This is a genomic window from Paenibacillus sp. Y930 (assembly GCF_056786375.1).
Genome location: NZ_JBXCIX010000001.1, coordinates 129727 through 155921 on the forward strand (window position 1 = coordinate 129727; position 26195 = coordinate 155921).

At 37.9% G+C, this 26195-nt stretch carries 22 protein-coding genes; 4 read left to right on the top strand and 18 right to left on the bottom strand.

The genetic code is table 11. The features are described from left to right. Nucleotides 1–97: 97 nt before the first annotated feature. Both AC1TO5_RS00715 and aroC read right to left on the bottom strand, forming a co-directional pair. On the bottom strand, nucleotides 98–1933 hold the full coding sequence (locus AC1TO5_RS00715; RefSeq protein ID WP_482060868.1) for a hypothetical protein: 1836 nt from the start codon (nucleotides 1931–1933) through the stop codon (nucleotides 98–100). Nucleotides 1934–2211: 278 nt separating this feature from the next. Further along, nucleotides 2212–3267, bottom strand: a complete 1056-nt coding sequence (gene aroC / locus AC1TO5_RS00720) for a chorismate synthase (protein WP_482060869.1) — start codon at nucleotides 3265–3267, stop codon at nucleotides 2212–2214. A gap of 205 nt (nucleotides 3268–3472) precedes the next feature. Between aroC and AC1TO5_RS00725 the strand changes: the two genes are divergently transcribed. Then, a complete protein-coding gene (locus AC1TO5_RS00725; protein ID WP_482060870.1) occupies nucleotides 3473–4369 on the top strand; it encodes a LysR family transcriptional regulator in 897 nt (298 codons plus the stop codon). Between the two features lie 127 nt (nucleotides 4370–4496). Here the strand turns inward: AC1TO5_RS00725 and AC1TO5_RS00730 are convergent, their stop codons facing one another. Together AC1TO5_RS00730 and AC1TO5_RS00735 are read right to left on the bottom strand one after the other, a co-directional pair. Beyond that, nucleotides 4497–5111: a flavin reductase family protein gene (locus tag AC1TO5_RS00730; protein ID WP_482060871.1), complete on the bottom strand. Its 615-nt coding sequence runs from the start codon at nucleotides 5109–5111 to the stop codon at nucleotides 4497–4499. A 68-nt stretch (nucleotides 5112–5179) separates the two neighbouring features. Next, nucleotides 5180–6163 carry a ring-cleaving dioxygenase gene (locus tag AC1TO5_RS00735; RefSeq protein ID WP_482060872.1) on the bottom strand — a complete coding sequence of 328 codons (984 nt, stop codon included), beginning with the start codon at nucleotides 6161–6163 and terminating at the stop codon, nucleotides 5180–5182. Nucleotides 6164–6574: 411 nt separating this feature from the next. Between AC1TO5_RS00735 and AC1TO5_RS00740 the strand changes: the two genes are divergently transcribed. After that, a complete protein-coding gene (locus AC1TO5_RS00740) occupies nucleotides 6575–7150 on the top strand; it encodes a MepB family protein (protein ID WP_482060873.1) in 576 nt (191 codons plus the stop codon). A 284-nt stretch (nucleotides 7151–7434) separates the two neighbouring features. On the opposite strand, the gene larC2 is transcribed toward AC1TO5_RS00740, so the two are convergent. From larC2 to AC1TO5_RS00790, 10 genes are all read right to left on the bottom strand, one after another. Further along, entirely contained in the window at nucleotides 7435–7905 is a 471-nt protein-coding gene (gene larC2 / locus AC1TO5_RS00745) for a nickel pincer cofactor biosynthesis protein LarC2 (RefSeq protein WP_482060874.1), read from the bottom strand. Between the two features lie 35 nt (nucleotides 7906–7940). Continuing rightward, entirely contained in the window at nucleotides 7941–8855 is a 915-nt protein-coding gene (gene larC, locus AC1TO5_RS00750; RefSeq protein WP_482060875.1) for a nickel pincer cofactor biosynthesis protein LarC, read from the bottom strand. Next, complete coding sequence (larB, locus tag AC1TO5_RS00755; RefSeq protein ID WP_482061791.1) at nucleotides 8836–9606, bottom strand: nickel pincer cofactor biosynthesis protein LarB; 771 nt, start codon at nucleotides 9604–9606, stop codon at nucleotides 8836–8838. Before larB ends, larC begins: the two co-directional genes overlap by 20 nt. 204 nt (nucleotides 9607–9810) lie before the next feature. After that, complete coding sequence (locus tag AC1TO5_RS00760; RefSeq protein ID WP_482060876.1) at nucleotides 9811–11283, bottom strand: gluconokinase; 1473 nt, start codon at nucleotides 11281–11283, stop codon at nucleotides 9811–9813. 94 nt (nucleotides 11284–11377) lie between these two features. Beyond that, the gene (gene larE / locus AC1TO5_RS00765) at nucleotides 11378–12181 is read right to left on the bottom strand and encodes an ATP-dependent sacrificial sulfur transferase LarE (protein ID WP_482061792.1); all 804 of its coding nucleotides are present in this window, start codon (nucleotides 12179–12181) and stop codon (nucleotides 11378–11380) included. A 106-nt stretch (nucleotides 12182–12287) separates the two neighbouring features. Next, entirely contained in the window at nucleotides 12288–13058 is a 771-nt protein-coding gene (locus AC1TO5_RS00770; protein WP_482060877.1) for an SDR family oxidoreductase, read from the bottom strand. Nucleotides 13059–13086: 28 nt separating this feature from the next. After that, nucleotides 13087–14355, bottom strand: coding sequence for a nickel pincer cofactor-dependent isomerase, group 22 (locus AC1TO5_RS00775; protein ID WP_482060878.1), 1269 nt, complete (start codon nucleotides 14353–14355; stop codon nucleotides 13087–13089). 252 nt (nucleotides 14356–14607) lie between these two features. After that, nucleotides 14608–15468: a sugar phosphate isomerase/epimerase family protein gene (locus AC1TO5_RS00780; protein ID WP_482060879.1), complete on the bottom strand. Its 861-nt coding sequence runs from the start codon at nucleotides 15466–15468 to the stop codon at nucleotides 14608–14610. Between the two features lie 21 nt (nucleotides 15469–15489). Continuing rightward, complete coding sequence (locus AC1TO5_RS00785) at nucleotides 15490–16632, bottom strand: Gfo/Idh/MocA family protein (protein ID WP_482060880.1); 1143 nt, start codon at nucleotides 16630–16632, stop codon at nucleotides 15490–15492. A gap of 1 nt (nucleotide 16633) precedes the next feature. Next, nucleotides 16634–17524: a sugar phosphate isomerase/epimerase family protein gene (locus AC1TO5_RS00790; RefSeq protein WP_482060881.1), complete on the bottom strand. Its 891-nt coding sequence runs from the start codon at nucleotides 17522–17524 to the stop codon at nucleotides 16634–16636. 199 nt (nucleotides 17525–17723) lie between these two features. Here AC1TO5_RS00790 and AC1TO5_RS00795 point away from each other — a divergent pair, with 199 nt between their 5' ends. After that, complete coding sequence (locus AC1TO5_RS00795) at nucleotides 17724–18959, top strand: helix-turn-helix domain-containing protein (protein ID WP_482060882.1); 1236 nt, start codon at nucleotides 17724–17726, stop codon at nucleotides 18957–18959. Between the two features lie 151 nt (nucleotides 18960–19110). Here AC1TO5_RS00795 and gndA read toward each other — a convergent pair whose 3' ends face one another. Beyond that, the gene (gndA, locus tag AC1TO5_RS00800) at nucleotides 19111–20523 is read right to left on the bottom strand and encodes an NADP-dependent phosphogluconate dehydrogenase (protein WP_482060883.1); all 1413 of its coding nucleotides are present in this window, start codon (nucleotides 20521–20523) and stop codon (nucleotides 19111–19113) included. An 89-nt stretch (nucleotides 20524–20612) separates the two neighbouring features. After that, nucleotides 20613–22016 (bottom strand): glucuronate isomerase, encoded by a 1404-nt coding sequence (gene uxaC, locus AC1TO5_RS00805; protein ID WP_482060884.1) that lies wholly within the window; start codon nucleotides 22014–22016, stop codon nucleotides 20613–20615. Nucleotides 22017–22337: 321 nt separating this feature from the next. Here uxaC and AC1TO5_RS00810 point away from each other — a divergent pair, with 321 nt between their 5' ends. After that, on the top strand, nucleotides 22338–23510 hold the full coding sequence (locus AC1TO5_RS00810; protein WP_482060885.1) for an ROK family protein: 1173 nt from the start codon (nucleotides 22338–22340) through the stop codon (nucleotides 23508–23510). Between the two features lie 61 nt (nucleotides 23511–23571). On the opposite strand, the gene AC1TO5_RS00815 is transcribed toward AC1TO5_RS00810, so the two are convergent. Both AC1TO5_RS00815 and AC1TO5_RS00820 read right to left on the bottom strand, forming a co-directional pair. Continuing rightward, a complete protein-coding gene (locus AC1TO5_RS00815) occupies nucleotides 23572–24981 on the bottom strand; it encodes an MFS transporter (RefSeq protein ID WP_482060886.1) in 1410 nt (469 codons plus the stop codon). 447 nt (nucleotides 24982–25428) lie between these two features. Beyond that, nucleotides 25429–26160, bottom strand: a complete 732-nt coding sequence (locus AC1TO5_RS00820) for a ZIP family metal transporter (RefSeq protein ID WP_482060887.1) — start codon at nucleotides 26158–26160, stop codon at nucleotides 25429–25431. Nucleotides 26161–26195: the final 35 nt, after the last annotated feature.

The window sequence follows — 26195 nt, forward strand, 5'->3', positions numbered from 1 at the left end:
GTTTGTATACAAATGCATACACCAACAACCCTGTATACAGGGTTGTTGGTGTATGTCAAGAATATTATGTATTTTGATCATTTGGTTGGTCATTACTTTATCTCTTCTGTTTTTTAGTCGACTGATTCACCGATCTATAGCCTTCCATATAAGCTAAGTTATCACTCTGGGGTTCGTATCTGAACTCAGCATCTTCCTTACCCTGTTCGTTCATCTTGTGTCTCATATTTATAATTTTTTCATCAACATTTTCATAATCATCTAGCATCCGGTGAAGTAACATTCTATCATAACAGCCATATACATTTTTACATAGCCATTGTTTTTCACCCTCTTGAAAATCATTATACAAATCGATGACGCTCGTTAAGTTATCGAGCAAATCAGAAATTACATCTTTCTTTTTACTAAGCTCATTTGTAATATGGTTCCAAATACCGACCTTGCTAAAGTTGCTACCTTGTATATCCCCCGCCGTCTGCTTACCGTCACTAGAATCCAAAACGATCGCTTGAAAAACCAAACTCAGATTACTCGATGTAACTCTATTCAAGTTAGGTCCAATTAATTGAGCTAATTTAGAATAGATGATTTGATCCTTCGTAATATATTGCTTAAACTCTTCAAAAAATTCTATAATTCCATCTGCCACTTCTGGAATTACGGTATCATAACCTTTCTCACCCTTATCTTTCGTTACGGATAGCTCAACTAACCTTTTATCAACTATTTTTTTGTGAGAATTATCTGGATCATTAACTCCACGTAATGTTGTTTCTTGCTTATCTGCTACCACACTATGAACAGCATGCTCCGACTTAATAATACGATTAATATAACGCTTCGACTTAGAGCGACTACCGTCTACAGAAAGTACATATGCTTCGCAATGCAACTCAGCATCTACAAAGTTGTTTGCATCATCATATATTGATACATCCAAAGTTTCTCGGATATTTTTCACTTCGACATGGTAATATACAAAATATCCTAAGTTATTGACCCAATCTTTTACCTCACTCTCCACATAGGACTCATGATCCTTGTTCGCTCTTTCTGTAATTGGGAACATATTCTGTTCGAGACCTGGTCCACCAAGACTGTCATTAAGTAAATGACCGCGAATATATCTATTCTCAAGACCAGGATGGTTTTTACGGTTAGTAGGTAAATGCCGCATTAATGCACGTTGTTCCGTAGGACCGAAGCCTTGAGGATGATTAGGACCTAGTTGGTTAGCAATCATCTCAGTTGCCCATGTATGTCCTGAGGAGCTTACTCCAGTTTTGAACTTTACGTCCTGTTTCTCAGGCAAGTTATAAGATTCACCTTTATTCAAAACAATCTCACCAGCATTCGATAATATACAAGCCGCCTTAGGATTAATCTCCATAGCAACTTGTGCAACAGGTGTGCCTGCTCCTTGTAGCTCTATGTTTTTCAATCCAAACCGCAATTGCAGCAGCGGAAAATAGGAGCTAACCTCATCTAAACTCGTACTTTCTGCAATTACTTTGTCTACAGTTAACTGGGCAAGCCGAATATCTCGTTCCATTTCATCACGCGATCTAGTTGAAGAAGCAGGAGCCATCGCTAATATATCCGATATTGACTTAGCTTCCAAATGATTCTCTTGGCTCTCTTGGTCCTCTTCTTCTAACTTAGTTATTCTCCTCAGTACGTTCTCTGGAGTAGAATCCTGTTCATTCATCTCATCTAGTACTTTATCGGACTCTGTGTCATTACTTTCTGAGAACATACTTTGTAGCATATGCTGCATCGCCGTATTCCCCATACTTTGTTGCAGACGCATCATCATGTTAGTGTCAAATGATGGGGTGATTGTATGCTCTTGCTGCTCTTGAGAATGATATGGACTTGTTAGACTTTTCAAGTTACTTGCATCTTTGGATTGCAATTTTTCGTACATCATTGGATACTCCTCTTTATTGATACTTGTAGTTCAAAGGTATCTCGTATTGAAAAAGCAGTCATTATATCATCAAACAGCAATTACAGAGCATACGTCCCACGAACGGTGAATCATCATTCCATCTAATTATTACCATTTTATACTATATCATCACTTATTAACATTGTATTTTACGAATCAACTCTTTATTCTAGCCAGTTCAATGGACAAAAATGCCTATATCCGCAACGGGACATAGGCATTCAAAGAATATTACACAATCTTATACTTTGCGATTTCTAGTAGCGTACTGCCGCTTGACGCTTGTACAGATCCTCTACTACGAGACATGCCATTGCTTCAACGACAGGCACAATTCTCGGGCAAATACATGGATCATGTCTGCCCTCAGTTTTAATCTCAATTTCTTCGCCACGCTCGTTCATCGTTTGCTGTGTTACAGAAATTGATGAAGTTGGCTTAACGCTAATACGTAAAACGATTTCTTGACCAGTACTAATTCCTCCGACAATACCACCAGAATTGTTTGTTAAGAAACCATCTTTATTCATTGCATCATTATGCTCACTACCTAGCATACTAGCTGCAGCAAAGCCTGCGCCGAACTCGATTCCTTTAACCGCACCGATAGAAAGCATTGCCTTAGCTAATTCTGCATCTAATTTATCAAATGCTGGTTCACCAAGTCCTGCATCCACACCGCGAATACGGCATTCTACAATACCACCACAGCTATCACCAACTGAAGCGAGATGCTCGATTTTACTAATCATTTGCTGAGCTGCTTCAGGATCACAAGTACGTACCGGGTTTTGCTCGATAAACTCTTCATTGAATGAGTTTGCTTTAATATCACCGATCTGAATCGTATAGGCTACAACTTGTACACCACGATTTTCAAGCAACTTACGAGCAATTGCACCACCCGCTACACGACCAGCTGTTTCTCTACCCGACGCTCTCCCGCTTCCACGATGATCACGAATGCCGTACTTTTGTAAATATGTAAAGTCTGCGTGACCTGGTCGGAATGAATGTTGAATTTCGCTGTATGCTTCTGATTTCATATCATGATTGTGAAGCATAATTGCAAGCGGCGCTCCTGTTGTTTTACCTTCAAACACTCCCGATTGAATTTGAATGATATCATATTCTTTACGTGGAGTAGTAACAGAAGACTGACCTGGCTTTCTTCTGTCCATTTGTTTTTGAATATAAGCTTCATCTATTTCTACCCCAGGTGTTACGCCGTCAACGATAACCCCTACTGATTTACCATGTGATTCCCCAAATGTTGTAATTCTAAAATTTTCTCCAAATGTGTTCCCAGCCATTGTTTATTCCTCCCAAAAACTTTTTGTAACTTCCTCTGAATAAGCTTCTTTTGCAACAAAAAGTTACTTCGAAAGCATCTGCTCTACTTTTTGATTAGCTTCTTGATTGACTACTGTAATGTTGATATATCCTTATTATAATGAGATACTTGAAATAAGTGAAATCACAATTTAGCCATCCTGTCATAGAGGGGTTCTATATCAAATGATTAATTTAGAATGGTATCGAATTTTCATGTATACTGCGCAGCATAAAAATCTAACGAAGGCCGCACAGCAGCTTCATATTACACAGCCATCTGTAAGCTATGCTATTAAGCAGATGGAAGAAGCTTTAGATGTTAAATTATTTCATCGGCTTTCTAAAGGGGTAGAGTTAACCGAAGAAGGACAAGCTTTACTGAAATATGTCGAGCAATCGTTTGCAATGCTTGATTCTGGGCAGAAGCATCTTCAAAATCTCAAACAGCTTAATGTAGGTGAAATTCGAATTGGTGCAAGTGATTCGCTAATTAAGCATCTGCTCCTTCCACAGCTGAATACGTTTCATCATCAATATCCTACAATTAGAATTCGTTTATCACGTGGGAAAACTCCCGAAATTACGAAACGGGTAAAAGAAGGTGAAATTGATTTTGCACTAGTCCATATGCCGATTGATGATCCAGAATTGAATATTCAAACGCTGGTGGAGCTTGAAGATATTTTTGTCGTCGGCGAAGCTTATCAACAATGGTCCACTCGTTTAATTACGATACAAGAGCTTGCTGAGATCCCCTTAATTCTATTATCCCCTGGTAGCAGTACTAGAATTTTCATCGATCAGTGGTTTGCCGCTAAAGGGCTGTCTGTTACTCCTGATATTGAGTTAGGCAGTATCGAGTTATTATCAGAATTTGCGCGATTAGGCTATGGGGCTACCTTTATCAGTCGTTCATTTGTGCAGGAAGAATTGCAAAGAGGAACGTTATTCGAACTTAAAGTAAAGAGTTCATTGCCTTCTCGTAGTATTGGTTTTGCTGTCCGTGAACATACTAAGCTATCTATAGCTGCTGAGACTTTCATGCGGCATCTGCGTCTGCGTAATGAATCTACGAATTAGTATACGAAAGAAGCTCTTGCGATTAGCAAGAGCTTCTTAACTGTTATTATATTAATCCAGATGCGTTCAAAGTACATTTTAATATTTTCTCCATTTGAGCAGGATTAGTATAGATGTTGAATCTGATTCATTGGGGTCTTTCAATAGTGAAGATTTCACCAACTTTAGCATAATTAGCTCCTGCTAATCTACTCACAGCTTTCAATGAAGCGGCATCAATTCTACCTTCTTCAAAAATTCCTTCTGCAACGTGGAACATGACGACTTCACCGATGAATAGATCCGAACCTGCTATTCCTTCTTGATTACCCCCAAGTGGAATCGCTTGAACGAGCTTACACTCCATTCGAACTTTTGCTTCCTTAATACCCGGCACATTAACAACGCGACTAGCAACAACTGATAATCCAGCGAGCTCTATTTCACTTTCGTCTGGAGGTAGCGAAGCTGCAGTTGTATTAATCGTTGCAACATTGTCTTCATCAACGATATGAACAACGAACTCTTTGCGATCATAGATATTCCGAGCTGTATCCTTTAACCGTCCGTCTGGTCGTTGTACAGCAATAGACACCATAGGCGGATTAGATGAGACAATATTGAAATAGCTGAACGGAGCACCATTAACTATTCCTGCATCTGATAATGTCGTTACAAATGCGATTGGTCTTGGAATAATCGATCCAACTAACAGTTTATAATTATCTCGTTCACTTTGATCCTTTGGCTGAATAGTAATCATGAGCTCCACTCCTTTATACAATGAACACTAACTATCGTTGTCCCTCTAAACAAAGCGAATATATATTATCACTCGTATTCTTTCGTAAATTCGATCGTGCTTCTTATCGTATTAATCGGTCTTACTAACTTTTCAATCTGCTCACGGTTACCTTCAAGGAATGGCGGTAAAGAAAGTTTTTCTCCTACTGTTTCATATTCCTCATCACCCATAAAGCCTGGACCATCCGTTGCGAATTCGAACAAGATTTGCGGTGCTACACGTACATACAATGATTCGAAGAAATGACGATCGACATAACCAGATGTGTGGAAACCAAAATTAGCAAAACGTTCAGTCCATTCATCCAGTACTTCACGATCCGCTACACGGAATGCAGCATGATGGACCGTACCGAAACCTTGACGAGATGGTGGAAGTATTACATTATGCTCAATAATAACTTGAGCACCATTACCACCCTCACCAACTTCAAATAAGTGATTCGATCCTTCTGAAGCAATTTCCTCGAATAACATTACTTTTTCTAACATTTTTTTGAAGTGATCGAAATCGTTAATTCTTACGAAAACAGGTCCTAATCCGGTGATTGCAAATTCTAGAGGAATAGGTCCTTTTATCCAAGGAGTACCTGACTCTACTCCACTATTGTACTCATCTGAGATCAATTGATACTGTTGATCATCAAAGTCGACAAATGATAAAGTCTTTTTACCAAATTGTTCAGTAATTCCGGAATGCTTCACTTTCAACCGATCAAAACGTTTTATCCAATAATCGATAGCAGCATCTGTTGGCACACGGAATGAAGTTTTGAAGATTTCATTGTTACCGTGTACTCCCTTTTGAATGTTAGGAAAATCAAAGAAAGTCATGTCTGTACCAGCAGAACCTTTATCATCTGCGAAAAATAAATGGTAAGTTTTGATATCATCTTGGTTAACTGTTTTCTTAACAAGTCTCATTCCTAATACATAAGTGAAAAACTCGTAGTTTTTCTCTGCACTACTTGTTATTGCGGTTACGTGGTGAATACCTTTTAGTTGATTCATAATTAATTCCTCCAATATTTCTATTTTGTTTGTCTTGTGAATTATCAATTGCCTTAGTATAAGTAATGCTTTATAATCTTAAAATTAAGATATACATCCTGTAAAACGAATAATGCTGTTCTATCACTGATCTTAAAGTAATGATACTATTGAACAATCGTGTTAAAATGTGTATCTTTCATATCGCTGCTACAATGTTGTATTCTTCATCAAGTTATTATCTTAACTTTAAGATAATATTATACGATCTCTATTCGTTTGTCAATCCCTACTTAACAATCATCTGAATTTAGACAACGATGTTGAGTTTTATTATGATAGTTTGAAGAGTGCGAACTTATGTTCTATAATAAAAGTGTAATTATAAATAAGTAAATTATATTTGATATGATTATGTGGAGGAATGCATCAATGATAGAATTAGACTCAAGCTCTTCGAACCCCAACACCATCATTCATAACGAAATAACGCTTTCTACCACATTGCACAGTGATCTTATAGAAGTGATCGAACGTATCTACGTAACGCCTGAATTACGATGCACTCAACTTCTAGCAGAACCACATAACGCCGAGTATGGCTCGTATTACGTTAAACTTAACTCATTTAACATCAGATTTCGTATCGCAAAGATCACGCCTACCAAAGTCGGACAATTCGTAACGATTTGGGAGCGTAATGATAATGGAACAATACAGCCTTATGATATTTCTGAAGAGATTAGTTTCTATGTCATTTGTGCTCGCGAAGGCAACAACTTTGGTCAATTTGTTTTTCCATCTTCTGTATTACGTGATAAGGACATTTTATCACATCAAGGTGTTGGTGGAAAAAGAGCAATACGGATCTATCCCCCTTGGGTTGTTCCAACTAGTCGTCAAGCACAAAACACACAAAAATGGCAATTACCTTATTTCTTAAACTTATCTCTACATATTCCTATAGATGAAGAACGTGTTCGTCAATTGTATTCACCACAGCGTTAAAGCAACTTCGGTGAAACTAGATGAACCTAGATGATACGAACAATAAAAATAGATAGGCAAAGCACAGTTTTATGTCAACAAAATGATTAGAAGAACAATAAAAGGAGTTGTTAACTGCTAATAACAGCCTATTCACGCTTCGGGCATTTGTAGCAAAAACCACTAGTTCTAGCCCAGCATGCTGAGTTAGAACTAGTGGTTCACATCCATTACTATTGTTTGATACAGACAGCCTATCAAGGTCATTGCGATCGCTAATAATGATGACTACTCGCTTTCACCCTTTAACGGGTTTCATGCCTTCTAACAGCTGCATACACATCTTTTAGCGGGATTCGATATGATGCCGCAATCGCTCTACAATCTTCGTATTCAGGAGCCCACTGAACGAGTTGTCCGTTGTGAAATCCTTTCTTGACATTGATTGTACCCCACTCCGTTTCTACTTGTTCATACGCGCGTTCTAAGCGATGTACTGTTAACGGGTAATAGCGGATGCCAAGCGTTGTTGTTTCGCGAAACAATATATCTTTCATAGCTTCTAATTTATCTACAGCGCAAAGAAGTTGTAATAATGTACCTGGCCTATTTTTCTTCATAAATATCGGTGTGTAGTACACATCATTCGCTCCACTATTAAGAAGTAAATCCATCACATAGCCTAGCCATTCACCAGGAATATCATCTAGGTTGACTTCTAACTTATACATTTGGTCATCGACATGCTCATGCGATGGTGGATGATTATTATCCATCCTATTCACTCCCTTCATATACGACAAATGATCCACTACTCTCCAATAATTACTCTAAGTACATTAGGGTGCTTAGGGAATGTTTTTGTACCCGCACCATAACCAACGGTTTGAACCTTCATCGACGGTAGATTACAAAATTCATTAACAAGTACAGCAACAAAAGCAGCACCAGTCGGCGTCGTCAATTCCGAACGAATATCTGACTGCTCAATAGGAATGCCACGCATGATCTCTAGTGTAGCAGGAGCGGGAACTGGATATATACCATGATCAATATGAATCTTGCCGTTGCCAACTGGAACAGAGGACGATTTGATAACCTCAATCTGAAGTTGTTCTAGTAATATTGCTGCACCAACAATATCAATGATCGAATCTACAGCACCTACTTCATGGAAATGAACCTTGTCCAATGGAAGTCCGTGAATTAATCCTTCTGCCTCACCAATTTTGCGGAACAAACGTAAGGATGTATCTTTCACAACTTCAGACAATTGCGACTGTTCGATCATATGCACGATATCCTTGTAGGAGCGATGGTCATGACTGTGGTCGTGAGTATGTCCATGATCATGACCGTGATCATGATCATGTGAGTGCTCATGGGTGTGGCTATGTCCGTGGTCATGTGAGTGTTCATGCGTGTGACTATGTCCGTGGTCATGTGAGTGCTCATGCGTGTGACTATGTCCATGGTCATGTGAATTCTCATGCGTGTGACTATGTCCGTGATCATGTGTATGCTCATGTACCAAATTCACATTAAATTTGGTACCCGTAATACCATTTTTTATTACTTTTACCCAAGACAATGTATACTCGTCTTGTATATTAAGCTTTTTTAATTCTTCTTGCATGAATGCCGCGTCAGCGCCAGCATCAATTAACGCTCCAATAAACATATCTCCGCTGATGCCAGTTATACAATCAAGATAAAGTGTTTTCATTATGTTGACCTCTCTCGCTCAGTTTGTGAATTAAAGCGGCATTATATCCACCACCAAAACCGTTATCTATATTAACTACACTAATACCGGAAGCGCAAGAATTTAACATCGTTAACAATGCGGATAATCCATTAAAATTAGCACCATAACCAACACTAGTTGGTACGGCAATAACAGGATGTGATACTAATCCTCCAACAACACTGGGCAAAGCGCCTTCCATGCCAGCAACGACAACGGACGCTACCGCATTTTGAATCTCTTCCGCATGGAACAATAAGCGATGAATGCCAGCGACGCCAACATCGTATATCCGATGAACTGGGCAACCAAGCACCTCAGCTGTAACAGCAGCTTCTTCTGCTACAGCTATATCAGATGTACCTGCTGCAATAATGGCAATATATTGTTGCGACTGATCTTTTTTGTGGAAATCTTGCACCCAATATAGAATCCGTGCTTGCTCATGGTAGACCAACTGCGGAATGGAATGCTGCACTTCACTCGCTTTATCGACAGATATACGTGTAATAAGTACTTGATCATTGCGTTGTAGCATCGCATTAGCTATTGCAATAATCTGTTCGGACGATTTGCCTTCTCCGTAGATAACCTCAGGGAATCCTTGTCTTTTCTTGCGGTCATGGTCAACTTTAGCAAAACCCAAATCTTCGAAGGCACTTAATTGTTGCTTCGCTGCATCAACGGATAGTTCGCCATTCTGTACTTTTTTCAATATATCCTCTAGCAACATCATCACTCCTAAAACTTTTTATTAACTATTTAATAAAAAGTAGCTACGAAAGCATATACTAAAACTTTTCATATTGCTTTCAATTATACTTCGTGTTAATGAAAAGTACTTCGGAAGCATATACTAAAACTTTTCATATAGCTTTCAATTATACTTCGTGTTAATGAAAAGCACTTCGGAAGCATTAACATATTTCCCTTATTAAAATAGTTGTGCAACGACTTGCTGTACAGAAATGTACTTTTCATAAATCGCTTTATATTTCTCGCTATTCTCAGCAATCGGAACGACTGGTTCATTCATAGGTATATAGTTTTTAATATCCTCGAATGAAGAAGCATATCCCAGTGCAACTAAAGCTGTCCATGAAGCGCCCCAAGCAGCTCCATTATGACTTTCTGAAACATAAATATTGGCATTGAATATATCTGCTAGCATTTGCAGCCATACTGAAGAGCGTGCCAAACCACCATTAACAAACACTTTATGCGCAGGTCCAATCGATTGTTCAAGCGCATTACCTATTTGATATAGATTTAACGTAATTCCTTCTAATACAGCTCTAATGAGATGTTCACGACGATGGGAGATAGATAAGCCATAGAAATTACCTTTTGCATCCTGATTCCATACTGGCGCGCGTTCTCCATTGAGATAAGGTAGAAATACAAGACCCTCTGAACCGATCTCTGATTTTTCTGCTTCTGCAATAAATGCAGCAAACTCACCCTCATATTGCAATAAATCCTTTGTCCATTGCAATACTACACCGCCATTGTTTGTCGGTCCACCAACGATGTAAGTATCACTGCTGAAAGAATAGCAAAATGTAGATTGTGCCTCACTTACTTGGAAAGTTGAAGTGAATTGACGGATAGCACCACTCGTACCTACAGAAATAGCAACTTCACCTGGCAAAATTGCCCCACTGCCTAGATTGGCAAGTTGTCCATCTGCCGAACCAATGACGAACGGTACATCTCTAGAAATCCCAGCTTCTTGTGCTACTTCTGTACTTATTCCGGTAAGTATTGTAGTCGGTTCAACGATCGTTGATAATTGATCACTAGTGATATTCGTTAATTGTAGTAATGTAGGCTCCCATTGCAATGTAACAGGATTAAATAGCCCCGTAGCTGATGCCATTGCATAATCAATCAAACGTTTACCAAACCATTTATAAATAATAAATTCCTTTGCTGACATAAAATATTTCGCTTCATTATAAGGAGCATAGTTTGTTTCTTTCATCCACAGTAACTTCGTAAAAGGTGTCATCGGATGTATAGGTGTTCCAGTTAACTCATAATAATGTTGTTTGTCCTGTTCGGATAAAGCACGTACTTGTGCTACACTTCGACCATCTGCCCATGTTAGGAGCGGGGAAATCGCCTTACCTGAAGGATCGACGCATACTAGAGAATGCATCGCAGCAGAGAAGGAAACAGCCAGAAGCTCCCCATCGATAATATTAGCTTTTTCAATTAATCGCTTTAGTGCTAATACGGCAGAACGTTCAATATGTTCAACATCTTGCAGGGCATATCCTTGCTTGGGATATTCCGTCTTATTCATCTCTTCTACTTCAGCTATAGTATGACCGTCGGTCTGAAATGCACATGCTTTAACACTCGTGGTCCCTAGATCAATTCCTATTACTAGTTGCCTTACCATTGTTAATCTTCCTTTCAGATATGCATCTATGAACAAGAACAATACAAACCCTAGCTAATCGTGGTTTCTATCATTGCTCACAACGTTTTAAGCGTCAGAGAGCAAGCACTTTGTTCATACTGCCACTTTGGTAACCGAATAAATCCATTGTGACATATTTATATCCATAATGCTGCAATTGCGCAACGATTACCGCATGATTTTCGAGCAGAATAGGCATATCCGCTAATTCTACTTCAATTCTGGCAATCTCCTGATGGGTACGAACGCGTACTTGGCGAATACCCAATGACTTCAAATATCGTTCAGAAGCATCAACTTTTTGTAATTTCTCATTCGTAATCTGTTCACCGTATGCGATACGCGATGAGAGACAAGCGAAAGAAGGCTTAGACCAAGTGGGCAGATTAACAGATTGGGATAACTCCCTTATCTCTGTTTTGTAAAGATCAGCTTCCAGTAATGGACCTCTGACGCCACGTTCTTTAGCAGCTTGCATACCTGGGCGATGCTCATTCTGATCATCAGCAATGACACCGTAAATAATGTTTTTATAATTTTTTTCTTCAAGAATTGGTAATATATGATCAAATAAACTACTTTTACAGAAGTAACATCTATTTTTATTATTCTCTGAATATCCTGGAATTGCTAATTCGGAAGTTTCAATGACGATATGTGTAGCGCCAATAAGAGAAGCAAGCTCTCTCGCTTCTTCTAATTCACTCGAAGGATATGTTTCGGAATCCGCCGTAACAGCGATAACATGATCAGTACCTAATGTATCTATCGCTGCCTTTAACAAAAATGTACTATCTACTCCACCAGAAAATGCAACCACTACACTTTGCATTTCTCGCAAAATAGATTGTAACTTTTCATATTTCGCTGTCAGCATCATTTTTCCCCCTTAAACTTTTCATAATCTACTTGGTAAACCTCTCTTGTAATGAAAAGTACGTCGTAAGCATGATCTCGAACTTTTCATAATCAACTCTAACCATTTAGATGGTCATACTACCGAAACCGCCATCTACTCGAATCAGCGCACCTGTAACAAAGCTAGATGCTTGTTCTGAAGCAAGCCAGACCGCAGCACCTTGCAATTCCTCAGGAGTTCCAAAACGTTGCATTGGTGTATGCTTCATTATTGATTCTATGCGATCAGGGCTCAAAATTTTACGGTTTTGTTCCGCTGGGAAGAAACCAGGAATAATAGCATTAACACGAATACCATGAAGGGCAAACTCTCTCGCCAAATATTGTGTAACACTGTTCAATGCCGCTTTAGAAACGGAATACGTAAACACTTTAGAAAGTGGTGTTGTTGACGATACTGAAGATATATTAATAATACTACCTGAACGCTGTTGCTCAATATTTTTCTGAGCGAAAATTTGACAAGCTTGAACGATACCCTTCAAATTTACATCCATAATATCATCGAATTCTTCCATTTCAAGTTCAAGAAAAGGAGTACTGCTGTTTTTACCTGGTGCATTCAATAAAATATCCCAACCACCTGACCATGCTTCGATGTCAGATACTGCTTGTAGTAAAGATTCACGGTCACTAACATTCGCTTGAAAAGCTTTTGCTTCACCGCCATTAGCAATAATGGCTTGTACAACGTCTTCAGCCTTTTCCATATTACGTCCAACGATTGCAAGTTTGGCACCGTGCTCAGCTAATCCGTGAGCGATAGAAGACCCAAGCACACTATTTCCTCCAATAGCAACTGCTGTTTTACCTGTTAAGTCAAATAATTTACTCATATCCATCTCTCCTTAGTTGTAATATTTTCTACCACAAATTCCCGTTTTCAGCGAAAGGTATCTCATACAACGACGATACGATTTCCATCTGCGGATGTTGATTAACATATTCTATAAGTGCTTCTGACACTTCAATTTCGCTTAATACTAATGTGTTTTTAATGCGAACCATTTTCACTTCAGTAAAATCAAGAATATTACTTGTCTTAATCGCAGCTTGAATCGTTTCCTTATCATTAGCTAAAGTCGTAGCAATCTTGGTAGGAGCAACTACAGTCGAAGTCAGTCCATTCGCATAGGTTACTTCAAGATTCATCTTGTCCACTAGACGTTGTGTTGTGAAATCTGCGGTACCTACGCCATTGGCATTCCCTTCTGTTGCTTCAGTCAAATCTAGCACGACCATTTTATTAACATCTGGTCCGCCATGGGCATACGGAGTAGGATAGCGCCCTGTAATGTTAGGATCCATACCGTCACCGCTAATATTCTTTCCGATTTGATCAATCACTAGCACTTCTAATTGTTCGAAAAACAACTTCGGTAGCAATGATTTGGCTTGTGTTTGCAAACTAGCTTCTTTCTCAATAATTTCTACTGGAGTCAATGTTTCCACGACCGCGACTTTATCAAAAGCATTTTCAACTGTCGCAACACCGAATAAAATAGGCTTTTCAGCCATAATCATTTTCGCCATTGCGGGGACATTTTCAGCCATATACTTGAAACCAAGCTGATGACACGCTTCCGCACCTTTTTGCTTGCCAAGTCCAATACTGATCATTTTCATAATACCGCTTTCAACTGGACCACGGAAAGCGGTATGTGGCTTAATACGGTTAATAACAACGATTCCATCAGCACTTGCAGCATATTGATCTACATAGACAGGCAGACCATTGGGTAGTTCACCTAGCTTCACAACTTCCATGGATGAGCGGATTTCACAACCAACCGATTCCTCTGTTACGCCAAGATGTGCAAGCACTTCACGCTGTCCTTCAGCTGTAGCACCACCATGACTGCCCATGCTAGGCACGATAAATGGTTTAGCCCCAAGATCTTGCAAAAACCTCACAGTGCATTGCGTTAATTCAACAAGACGATCAAGTCCACGACTACCAACCGCAATAGCAATTTCCATGCCAGGCTTAATCTGTTGAACAATTTCATCACGATCTAATTTCAATAATAATTGTTCACTCAAATTTTCAATATGACTGTTATCAAAAGTAACCTTTACTTTTGCCATTTTTGGAACAGGAATATCTTTAACAAGCTCTTGAAGAATACCCATCAACATTCACTCCATTTCATATACGTTGTATATAATTTTACCAAATAAATTAGATTTCATGTGAGAAAGAAAAGAATAACTCTACCTTTAATTAGTATAGTAAACTAATTAATTAAATGATATCATTGCTCTACCTAAACGTCAACGCGATAATTCCCGTTTTCGGCATCATTATTTAGTTATGATAATAGCATAAAAGTATGTGAATGCTAACTTACTAGCTTCCACATACTTTATTTGCATTTTTATTAATTAGATCCAGTCACCATATCCTTGACGAACTAAATATTGCTTAGAATCTTCTAGACAATCAAACGGATCTCTTCCATTCGTATCATCCTGTTCTATGAAGAAGTGTTTCACACCACTTTCTAACCCTGCATCGATAATTGCCGGAATATCCAAAGACCCTTGTCCTAATTCTGCAAACTCAATAATATTAGTGAACTTCTGCATAAATTTAGACATATCCTTAAGATCATCTTCGCCTACAGTTAATCTGCCAACACGATAATCCTTCAAGTGTAATAATCCGATTCGACCTTTGAAGCGATTAATAACCGCAACAGGATTTTCTCCACCACGCTGAATCCAGTGAACATCAAGTTCAAAGCCTAGCTTAGTTGTATGATTACGCATCATATCAATTAGATACTCTCCATCATATTTCTCAAATTCTACATGATGATTATGATAATAAAGTTCTAATCCATGTTCAGCAAGTCGATTCGCCATAGCTTCAGCATCCGCAATATATTGCATCACTTGGTCTTTATGTCCCATAATCGCAAGAGGCATCATTCCAATGCGAATATATTGACAACTAAGCTGTTTGCAATCATCGACAATTTTATCAAAATGAGTCGTTAAAGACTCACCTGGATCGTTTTCACCTTTGCTTAATGGAGCAGATACCGCTGCGATTTGAATGCCAAAATCTTCACTAGCTTTTTTCAATTGTGCTACATTTTCTGCTGTCATCGCTATTTGTGTCACTTCAACGGAATGAAATCCCATTTCATGTAGCTTCTCTAGTGTCGCATATACACCTAGCTCTTCAACTTTTTGTTTCAAATTGAACATTTGAACGCCTATTTTTGATTGCTTCGTCATCTCTTATTCACTCCATTCGTTTTATTGTTCAGCTGCGATCTTCTTATTCAATTCAGACAAATACAACTCTGGATCTATTGGTAATTCCACTTCTTTGTTCAACCAACTAGACAGAAGAATCGCATTCGCTAATTCCACGCCATGAATACCGTCGCTGCCTGGAGCTAACAATGGCGCACCTTCAAGAATATGGGCTGCAAAGTTTTCGAATACTGCAATATGCTGTGCTCCCCATACGCTTTCAAATTCAATAACTTCCTCAGAGTAGATATCAGCTGTACTACCGCCCATAAAGATATTCATAACATCTGCCATACTCATCGTGTCACTCATCTCGCGCTCAGGTTTAGTTAGACGTTTAATTGTGATTTTCTTACTATCATCAACAACGATCTTACCTTTATCACCAAGAATTTCAAAACGATCTGTTCCGACAATATCATGCGTACATGTAACAAATACGCCCGTTGCCCCATTCGCATATTCCATCATTACCGTCACTTCATCTTCAACCGAGATGTTACGCTGGTAACCATATTTCACATTGGAATATACTTTTGTAGGCATGCCTGCAATCCATTGTAATAGATCAAGCTGATGTGGCGCTTGATTAACAAGTACTCCGCCGCCTTCACCTTTCCAAGTCGCTCTCCATTCACTTTGATCATAGTAGCCCTGCGGTCTCCACCATGTTGTAATCATCCAATTCGTACGACGAATATCTCCAATTTCGCCATCATCGATTAATTTTTTCAATGTTTGATAAAGAGGATTCGTCCGTTGATTGAACATAATGCCAAAAGCAACATTCGGCTTAGTTTGTGCAAACTCATTCAACTCTTTCACTTGCTTTGTATATACACCTGCCGGTTTTTCAAGTAATGCATGAATATCTCGTTGCAAAGCTGCAATACCCATCTCTGGGTGTAAGTAATGTGGTACACATGTAACGATTGCATCAACCGTTCCACTATCAAGCATCTCAATGTAATTATCGAAAAATGGTACTTCAGGAAAGTTTTCTTGTGCCCATTGCTTTTTAGCAGGATCTGTATCGCAAATTGCACCTAGCTCCGTATTTTTCACTTTACCTTCAGTAATAAATTTAACGTAAGCTCCACCTTGCGCACCGATACCGATAATTCCCATTTTTAGATTTGTCATCTTATTCAGCCTCTTTCTCAATAGATTGGAGTAAATCAACTAAAGCATGAAATTGTAACGCATAGGCTTCCTCACCTGTCATACCTTTGTCGTCTTTAATAATATCTTCAGCAGCTTCTAACTCGAGGTCTTTCAAGGAATCGAACAATACTAGATGCGGCTCTAATGTCAAATATCCTTCATAGCCATTAGCGATCACATCGGTTAATATTTCCTTGATCTTCCCCTCTCCTGTGCCACAAACAACATTTTGCTGGCTAGTAGAAACTGCATCTTTAATATGGATGTATTCAATATGAGGCTTCAGTAACTGATAGCATTCCCATGTATCTTCACCGCATTGTACAAAATTCGCAAAATCGAATATTGCTTTGAAATAAGGAGAATGAACAGCCTCTAGCATCTCGTGGCAACGTCTTGCGATATCACCAAAAATATCTTTTTCATTCTCATGAAGCAAGATCACATTATATTTAGCAGCGATTGCAGCAATTTGGCTTATTTGTGAGATAACTTTATTATGGTATTGATCTGCATCCTCGCCTTTAGGAATGTAAAAGCTAAAAATACGAATGTATTTACAATTCAACACATTTGAAATTTGACATAAACGATCTAGCATAGTAAGTTGCTGTGCAAAACCTTCATCATCAGTAATGAAGATTTTCCCAATCGGTGCTCCTATTGATGAGACAGCAATCTCATATTCATTTAACTTCGGCAACACTGTTTGTTGAATCTCTTCAAGTGTGTATTCTCCAATATTTCGTCCATCAATGCCACGTAATGATAAATATTTCATGCCAAGCTTACTAACAACTTGCAATTGAGTTACAAAATCAGATGAGATTTCATCCGAAAATCCAGATATGTGTAGTTTGTCATTGTACAACTCCATCTCTCCTATAACTTTTTATTTTAATGAAAAAGCAACTTGAAATATAACGAAAATTAAAAGTAGCTTCAAAAGCAAGATTTACTATCGAACAATTTCAGTTTACAAGAAAACGCTTTATTCATCTCGTATATTATTGCGATTAATAGTAAAATGTTGATATAATTATTACAACCTCTACAAAGGAATGAGTACAATGAACAATGCACAAGTGCAGCAATTAAATCAACTTCTAAAATTCACTTATACATTTTCCGGAGTCGAAACCATCTATATGGATGATCATCAAAAGATGGTATTTGCTTATGGACCAATGCATATTCCTGAAACATTGCAGTCTTTATTTGAAGCTATTCGCGCCAATATTTTAGAACATACGAACAAAACAAAACATCATATTCAAGTCCATGCCACCACACAGCAATTGATATATATTTCAGTCAATATTAAAGGGGATTATCGCAATGAGGGTACGGTAATCATTGGTCCTTTTCTGCAAATAGATCCTTCGACAATTCAAGTTCAAGATATATTATTTCAGCATCATTGGTCACTTTCGTTATTGCCAATCGTCCAACAATATTATTTATCCTTACCATTAATAAGCGATGAAAAGCTCAATCATATTATCGAGTTCATTCAATACATATTTCAGCATTCATCTCTTTCGTCTACTTCACATATAGCGATCGAGAGTAAAAACTATATTAGCGCACATCTCTCCTTATTTCCTCCTGTTGAGAATATTGAGAAAATACATATTGTGGAGGAGCGATATCGTAACGAGAATACATTAATGAACGCAGTCCAGCAAGGTAATTTATCATTAGTGGAGCAACTATTAATTACAGATGAGCATCCTAAATACCCCTTGGCTGATCGTTTTCCGCATGATCCATTGCGCTCTAGAAAAAATCTAACCTTTGTGAGAAATACGTTACTTCGTAAAGCAGTTGAAAACGGTGGAGTGCATCCCGTATATATTGATAGTATTTCCGAAAAATTTGCGATTCAAATCGAAAAGACTACCAATATTAAGCAGCTCGAAGCACTTCAAAATAAAATGTGTTTGGAATATTGTAAATTAGTACAACAGTTATCGCTGCTCTCCTACTCACCGTACATCCGTAAAGCTTTAGAGTTTATAAGATGGCATCTTGCCGAAGATATAACACTTGCAAAGGTTGCCCATGAAATAGGTATTAACAAATATGAGCTGTCTAGATCATTTAAAAAGGAAACAGGTTTAACCTTCCCAGACTATATTCACCATATACGACTGAAGGAAGCACTACAGCTGATGAACAATGAAAACCTCTCAATCACTGATATCTCATATATGGTTGGCTATAATGATGTGAATTACTTTATTAAGGTGTTTAAGAGGCACTATGATGTTACTCCCCATCAATATCGTCAACAAGAGAGGTAGTTCAAAATCACTGACTGTGATCACGCGGTAATGCGCTGGAGTTTAGTCTGCTTCGAATATATTGAACCTTATTTAAATAAGTAGAGCCAGTTCAAAAGTATTAAAACTTTGAACTGGCTCTAGGTAATGCTATCTAAACTCTACTTCATTTTTATTTCATCCATTGCGTATGGAAAGTACCTTCTTTATCTTTGCGCTCATACGTATGTGCGCCAAAGTAATCACGTTGTGCTTGAATTAAGTTTGCTGGCAACGTCTCTGCACGATAACTATCATAGTAGTTAATTGCACTAGCAAATCCAGGAACAGGAATACCTCTTTGGATTGCAATTGATACGACATTACGTAATGCTGCTTGATAATTCGCTGCGATTTCATTGAAATATGGATCAAGTAGCAAGTTTGCTAGTGCTGGCTCGGCATCATATGCATCTTTAATTTGTTGCAGGAATTGCGCGCGGATAATACATCCACCACGGAAGATCATTGCAATATCCCCGTAACGAAGATTCCAATCATATTCCTCAGAAGCAGTACGCATTTGAGCAAAACCTTGTGCATATGAACAAATTTTACTCAAGAACAGTGCTTTACGAACTTGTTCAATCAAAGCATCGCGCTCTCCGTCAAATGGAGTAACTTCTGGGCCAGTAAGTTTTTGACTAGCTATAATACGCTCATCTTTAAGTGCGGAGATGTAGCGGGCAAATACAGACTCCGTAATAATCGGAAGTGGCACCCCAAGGTCAAGTGCATTTTGACTTGTCCATTTCCCTGTTCCCTTTTGCCCCGCTTTATCAAGAATAACATCTACTAACGGTTGACCTGTTTCTTCGTCCTTTTTGCGGAAGATATCAGCTGTGATTTCAATAAGATAACTATCTAATTCACCTTTATTCCAATCATGGAATACATCCGCTAGCTCATCAGCATTCAAGTTCAACACGTTTTTCAAAATATAATAGGCTTCAGAGATTAGTTGCATATCGCCATATTCAATTCCGTTATGCACCATCTTCACGTAGTGGCCAGCGCCGTTTGGTCCAATATACGTGCAACAAGCATCAGAACCTACTTTAGCGGAAATGGCTTCTAATATTGGACGTACGAGTTCATATGCTTCCTCTTTACCACCTGGCATAATAGAAGGACCTTTCAATGCACCTTCCTCACCACCAGAAACACCTGTGCCGATGAAATTGAAGCCTAGTTCTTGTAATTCTGAATTACGTCTAATCGTATCCTGGAAATAAGTATTACCACCATCGATAATAATATCTCCTTGATCAAGTAATGGCTTCAATGCATCAATCGTTGCATCCGTTGCTTTTCCTGCTTGCACCATTAATAAAATTTTGCGTGGTGTTTCCAAGGAAGCTACGAATTGTTCCATCGTCTTGGCACCGACGAACGCTTTCCCTTTCGCTTCTTCCTGGAGAAATTGCTCTGTTTTACCGTAAGAGCGGTTGAATACGGCAACGGTGTACCCTCTACTCTCAATATTCAAAGCCAAGTTTTTCCCCATTACTGCCAAACCAATAACACCAATTTGTTGCTTCGACATGTTAGCACTCTCCTTTTTGCTGTTATTTTAATTAAAGTCAGAAATGTTGAACGGGATCTTATCCTCTAATATTCTCCACTGCTACGTAATTATCTATTTAAGAAATATTGATGAGCATTGTCATAACATATGGCTGCTACGATTTTATTATTGAAGTCAGCATTATCAGGAATTAACCCTTCTTCTACCCATTGACCGAGCATATTACACAATATTCTGCGGAAATACTCATGCCTGGTATAAGATAGGAAGCTACGAGAATCGGTTAACATTCCGACGAAGTGAGCTAGCAAGCCAACATTGGCGAGATCTCGCATCTGTTTCTCCATCCCATCAATATGATCGTTGAACCACCAACCTGAACCAAATTGTACTTTACCTGCAATACCTTCCTCATAGAAATTGCCTAACATTCCAGTTAGAACAGCATTATCTTTCGGATTCAAGTTATACAGTATCGTTCTAGGCAGTGCGTCATGCACATCTAATCCGTCTAGTAATTTGGAAACTCCTTCAGCGAAATTACTTTCACCAACAGAATCGAATCCAGCGTCTTTGCCTATTTGACGGAATAACTTCGTATTGTTGTTACGAATCGCCCCCATATGGAGCTGCATCACCCATTGCTTCTCAGCATACATTTTGCCTAATTCCGTTAACAAGTAAGCACGATATGAGATGATTTCTTCTTCTAGCAATGGTGATCCTTGCAGTCGTTTGATAAAAATAGCTTCTGCTTCAATCTCCTCTACCTTACGATAGATTAAGAATGGAATATCGTGATCGGATGCTCTTCCGCCATGCTCGTGAAAATAATTCACTCGTTCCTTTAATGCGCTTACAAAGTTAGCAAGTGACGTCATACTCTTTCCTGTTACTTGCTCTAACTGTTTCACCCATGTCGAGAATGTAGGCGCATCAATGTTCAGTGCACCATCAGGACGAAATGTTGGCGCAATAATCGTATCGAACGTGGAATCCTCAGCTAATAGAATATGATATTGCAAATCGGATAATGGGTCATCGGTTGTACCGATAAATTTCACATTAGACTTTTCTATAAATGATCTTGCTCTATATTGTTCTTGTTCAAGCTTCGCATTACATTCATTCCATATCTTTTCTGCAGTCTCTGGACTTAATAATTCTTCAATACCAAAGTAATTTTTCAATTCCAAATGAGTCCAATGATATAGTGGATTTCCTAGTAAATAGGGTACAGTCTGTGCCCACGCTTGAAATTTCTCCCAATCAGACGCATCACCTGTAATAAATCTTTCACCAATTCCATGCATGCGCATAGCACGCCATTTATAATGGTCTCCAGCTAGCCAAAGCTCTGTCATATTACGATACGATTTATTTTCCCAAACTTCCTGCGCATCTAAGTGACAATGAAAATCAAATATTGGAGCGTTTTTAGCTGCATTATGATACAACTGCTTGGCAGTTTCATTAGATAGCATGAAATGTTCATTCATAAAATTACTCACTGTTATATCCTCCTCAGTTGAATTATTGGTCCGTTGTTGAAATAAAAAACAATTAGTTTGTTTAGTAACCTAATTAATTATATAATAAATTTATCAATTCTATTTCTTTTTGTCAAATGAATCTTTCAACTGTATAATGATTGATAACTACAACGCTTAGGACGGATTTATGTTACACAAGAGATTATGCTTCCGAAGTAACTTTTCATTAACGAGAAGTAGAACGAGAAGTAATATGAAAAGTTTAGCTTATGCTTACGTTGTAACTTTTCATCGCAGGAAGTATAAATAGAAGATATGAAAAGTTTTAGGAGGTTTTCCATGATTACCGGTGATGCTTCATATATAAAAAAAATTAATCGCTCATTAATTATTAAAGAAATTGTTAATAAAGGAATGATTTCCCGAGCTGAACTTGCCAAAGAGGTCGATTTGACACGTGCCACGATATCGGTACAGGTTGCTGATTTATTAGAGGAAGGATTAGTTATTGAAACTCATCTTGAGCATAATGCTGTTGGACGCAAACCGATTATGCTCTCGCTTAATGCCGAGGCAGGTTATGCACTTGGTATTGACTTAGATTATAAACAAATCACATATACACTTACTAATTTATTAGGAACGATGATCGCCCATGAAAATGTTGCTTTACACACAAGCAACTATGAAGAAGTTATAGAGATTCTAGTTGCAAATATCAAGCGCTACTCAGAGCAATATAATAATACTCAACATGGAATTGTTGGCGTATGTATTGCGGTTCATGGTCTTGTAGGCAATGATGAGATTGTGCACTTCGTCCCTCAATTAGGTTGGAGTGACGTTAAGCTTAAGACTGATTTGGAGAAATATATTGACTTGACTATTCATATTGAAAACAATGCGAATCTAAGTGCTTTTTCCGAACGGATCTTTACACATCATGATACTGAAAATCTTTTGTCCGCAACTTTCTACTCAGGAATTGGTCTTGGCATGATTATGAATAACAAATTCGTAAGAGGCCATGACGGATTTGCTGGAGAAATCGGTCATATGATTCTGTTTCCAGGTGGTAAAGACTGTGCATGCGGTAACAAAGGCTGCTGGGAACGTTATGCTTCGGATCAGATCATTATGGATCACATTGCTGAAATTAAAGGTCAATCCGGTTTAACCTATGAGCAAGTAGCACAATGGATTACTAATGAAGATGAACAAGTTATGGAAATACTACATCAATTTATTTTCTATGTATCGATCGGATTGAACAATATGATTAACATCTATAATCCCGAGGTTATTGTCGTTGATAGTGAATTATTACAACTATATCCCGATGCTACGAAAGCCATTCATGAAAATCTACATTCTAAAATCAGTCACTATCGTGAATTATCTATTTCAATAATGGGTCGTAAATCATGTGTTCTTGGTGCTTGTGCACTTGCTATACAATCATTTTTAGATGTTTCTGTGTTGAATTTACCGTACGATATTAATCAAGATTAGATCTGATCACAGCAAAAAGGAGCGACTTCAACGTAAATGAAGTCGCTCCTTTTTTGTTACACTACATCGTATTCTTATTCTGTCTACGTGCTGCTAAATCTTCCGCTAATTTCTTTGTACGCTGCTTTGTTAGAGGGTACAAGGATAACATAACTAAAAAAATAATAAAGTAGATTATGGAAGGAACTATCGTTGCAAGATTGTGAATCCCTTTAAGTGCTTCCTCACTTTGAACAGCAGCATCAGATTGATAACCAACAAGCGTTAATGCAAATCCACCAATACCACCCGCAATCGCTTGACCGATTTTTCTCGAGAAGGAATAAACCGAATAAACCGTACCATCCTCCCTCATATCCATTAGATACTCATGATAATCAATAACATCTGTCACAAACGCCCAAACCACTAGGTTGAAGAAAGAATATCCGAACATACCAATTGCTGCAATTCCAATGTATTGCATAACAGATATGTCAGGCAACAGGAAGAGAATAAAATAGACGATAGATGCGAGTAACATCCCTACCGACGCTACTTCTTTCTTACCAAAACGATGGACTAACGGTTTAGATATAGGTATAGCTATAAACACCATCGCTACTTGCATAAATCCACTTATACTTAACGCCTTAGCCGCACTGCTGAAATAATCTTTGAATAAATATACGTTAACCGCGCCTAATAGCATCGTACACATCATGAAGAGTAATGAAGCAAGCAACATAGAAAGCAATGGTTTGTTTTTCAAGAAACTTTTCAATGTTTTGTTGATATCAGCTTTTACCTCTGTATTTTTCACTTGCGTAATACGTTCTGTGGAAAGACTGTAACACCCGATATAACAAGCTATTGATAATATTCCAAATAATATTGCAGCTAATGTGAACCGCCCTGCTACCGCTTGATTGTCTACGAAAATAATAAATGGTCCGCCTACTGTAATAATTAAGCTCGCAAGCATTGCTCCCATTGTACGATACGTTGATAGCGTTGTACGTTCCATAACATCGCTAGTAATGACGGATGCCATTGATCCGTATGGAATATTTACAGTACTGTATAGAGTTCCCCATAACAGATAAGTTACAAAAGCATATACCAGATAGAATGTATTGCCCATACCAGGGATATGAATAAACATTAATACGCCAGAAAAAACTAATGGAAATGACATTCTTAATATCCATGGCTTGAATTTACCATGCTTTCCTGCTTTTCGAGAATCAATAAATCTTCCCCAAGCTACATCAGCAAATGCATCCCATACTCTTGCAATAAGAAATAGAATACCTACATGGGCTGCATTAAGATGAAAAATATCCGTGTAATACACCATAAGAAATGATGATACTAATAGAAAAAAGAAATCGTTTCCGAAATCACCAAACATATAACCAAGTTTGTCTCTCATTCCAAAAGCTTTAGTTGGTCTGTTATCGTCAATGTTTTGTTCGTGCTGTGCAGACATTGTCATTCCCCCGTAAAATATAAAATTAATAACTTTTAATTAGTTAGTTTAGTATACTAATTAAAAATAATATATCATCATTCTTTGTAAGCGTCAACAAAATTAATGAATTCAATATGCCTTATGATTATATAACAATCAGCAATTTCTTATAGTATCCTTCCCCAAATAGAAAAAGATATATGATCGAATTCCCTGATAGCTTTGGCAATCTGTTTACTATAAAAACGTGATTCTCTGGTTATATTTGAGTTTTGATGTTGACTTTATTTTTTTGATTGTTATTTTCCGTTATACCATTTCTTTTCAAACCAATTAAGTTTACATAACTATATTTACGTATAGTACTAAAACCCAATAAAAATATCCTATAAGCTAGACTTTTATCGAGTCTAAACATTATAGGATACGTTGAAAGTTATTTTTCAATTAAGTTATCTTACTCTTCTAGCTAAAGAAATAACTAATGTAGATCATAATAAGCAGACCAATAATAAAGGAATATGTAGCCGGTCTTTCATATCCATGCCCATGTGTTTCAGGTATTAATTCTTTATATACGATAAATAACATGGCACCCGCTGCAAATGATAAACCAAAGCCAATTAATGATTCAATATAAGTCGCTGTGAAAAATCCAATAATAGCCGATACAACCTCTACTAAACCTGTAATGGTTACAATAGCTAATGCCTTTAACTTGCTAACATTAGATTGTAATAGAAACACTGCTAATATTAGTCCTTCAGGGACGTTCTGTGCTCCTATAGCGATTGCGATCATCGGGCCTAGACCTTCATTCACACTTGCATAACCAAATCCAGTACTCAGCCCTTCAGGGATGTTGTGAATAAATAACGCAATAATAACGAGTAATGATTTGGAGTCAAATGATTTGACACTTTTTCCACGCTCTACATCTATGTGAGGTATATTTTTTTCTAATACATCAAGAACGACAATACCGAATAACAAACCTAATGACATCACAAGTAAATTCGTTTCATTTAACGCCTGTGGTATTAAGCCAAACGTTGTTGCAGACACCATTATACCTGCTGTAAATGCAATAATTATATCTTTCCATTTTTCTGACAACCGTTTCATGAATAGTAACGGCACTGCCCCTAATACGGTAGCCATTGCTGATATAAAGCTTCCTATTATAGCACTGAGCATAATCGTGTAATCTCCTTTATGTTATCCAGATCATT

Excerpts from the sequence above, each read along its gene's own strand:
- AC1TO5_RS00715 (WP_482060868.1), bottom strand. The coding sequence starts at position 1,933 with ATGATGTACGAAAAATTGCAATCCAAAGATGCAAGTAACTTGAAAAGT.
- aroC (WP_482060869.1), bottom strand. The coding sequence starts at position 3,267 with ATGGCTGGGAACACATTTGGAGAAAATTTTAGAATTACAACATTTGGG.
- AC1TO5_RS00725 (WP_482060870.1), top strand. The coding sequence starts at position 3,473 with ATGATTAATTTAGAATGGTATCGAATTTTCATGTATACTGCGCAGCAT.
- AC1TO5_RS00730 (WP_482060871.1), bottom strand. The coding sequence starts at position 5,111 with ATGATTACTATTCAGCCAAAGGATCAAAGTGAACGAGATAATTATAAA.
- AC1TO5_RS00735 (WP_482060872.1), bottom strand. The coding sequence starts at position 6,163 with ATGAATCAACTAAAAGGTATTCACCACGTAACCGCAATAACAAGTAGT.
- AC1TO5_RS00740 (WP_482060873.1), top strand. The coding sequence starts at position 6,575 with ATGATAGAATTAGACTCAAGCTCTTCGAACCCCAACACCATCATTCAT.
- larC2 (WP_482060874.1), bottom strand. The coding sequence starts at position 7,905 with ATGGATAATAATCATCCACCATCGCATGAGCATGTCGATGACCAAATG.
- larC (WP_482060875.1), bottom strand. The coding sequence starts at position 8,855 with ATGAAAACACTTTATCTTGATTGTATAACTGGCATCAGCGGAGATATG.
- AC1TO5_RS00760 (WP_482060876.1), bottom strand. The coding sequence starts at position 11,283 with ATGGTAAGGCAACTAGTAATAGGAATTGATCTAGGGACCACGAGTGTT.
- larE (WP_482061792.1), bottom strand. The coding sequence starts at position 12,181 with ATGCTGACAGCGAAATATGAAAAGTTACAATCTATTTTGCGAGAAATG.
- AC1TO5_RS00770 (WP_482060877.1), bottom strand. The coding sequence starts at position 13,058 with ATGAGTAAATTATTTGACTTAACAGGTAAAACAGCAGTTGCTATTGGA.
- AC1TO5_RS00775 (WP_482060878.1), bottom strand. The coding sequence starts at position 14,355 with ATGGGTATTCTTCAAGAGCTTGTTAAAGATATTCCTGTTCCAAAAATG.
- AC1TO5_RS00780 (WP_482060879.1), bottom strand. The coding sequence starts at position 15,468 with ATGACGAAGCAATCAAAAATAGGCGTTCAAATGTTCAATTTGAAACAA.
- AC1TO5_RS00785 (WP_482060880.1), bottom strand. The coding sequence starts at position 16,632 with ATGACAAATCTAAAAATGGGAATTATCGGTATCGGTGCGCAAGGTGGA.
- AC1TO5_RS00795 (WP_482060882.1), top strand. The coding sequence starts at position 17,724 with ATGAACAATGCACAAGTGCAGCAATTAAATCAACTTCTAAAATTCACT.
- gndA (WP_482060883.1), bottom strand. The coding sequence starts at position 20,523 with ATGTCGAAGCAACAAATTGGTGTTATTGGTTTGGCAGTAATGGGGAAA.
- AC1TO5_RS00810 (WP_482060885.1), top strand. The coding sequence starts at position 22,338 with ATGATTACCGGTGATGCTTCATATATAAAAAAAATTAATCGCTCATTA.
- AC1TO5_RS00815 (WP_482060886.1), bottom strand. The coding sequence starts at position 24,981 with ATGTCTGCACAGCACGAACAAAACATTGACGATAACAGACCAACTAAA.
- AC1TO5_RS00820 (WP_482060887.1), bottom strand. The coding sequence starts at position 26,160 with ATGCTCAGTGCTATAATAGGAAGCTTTATATCAGCAATGGCTACCGTA.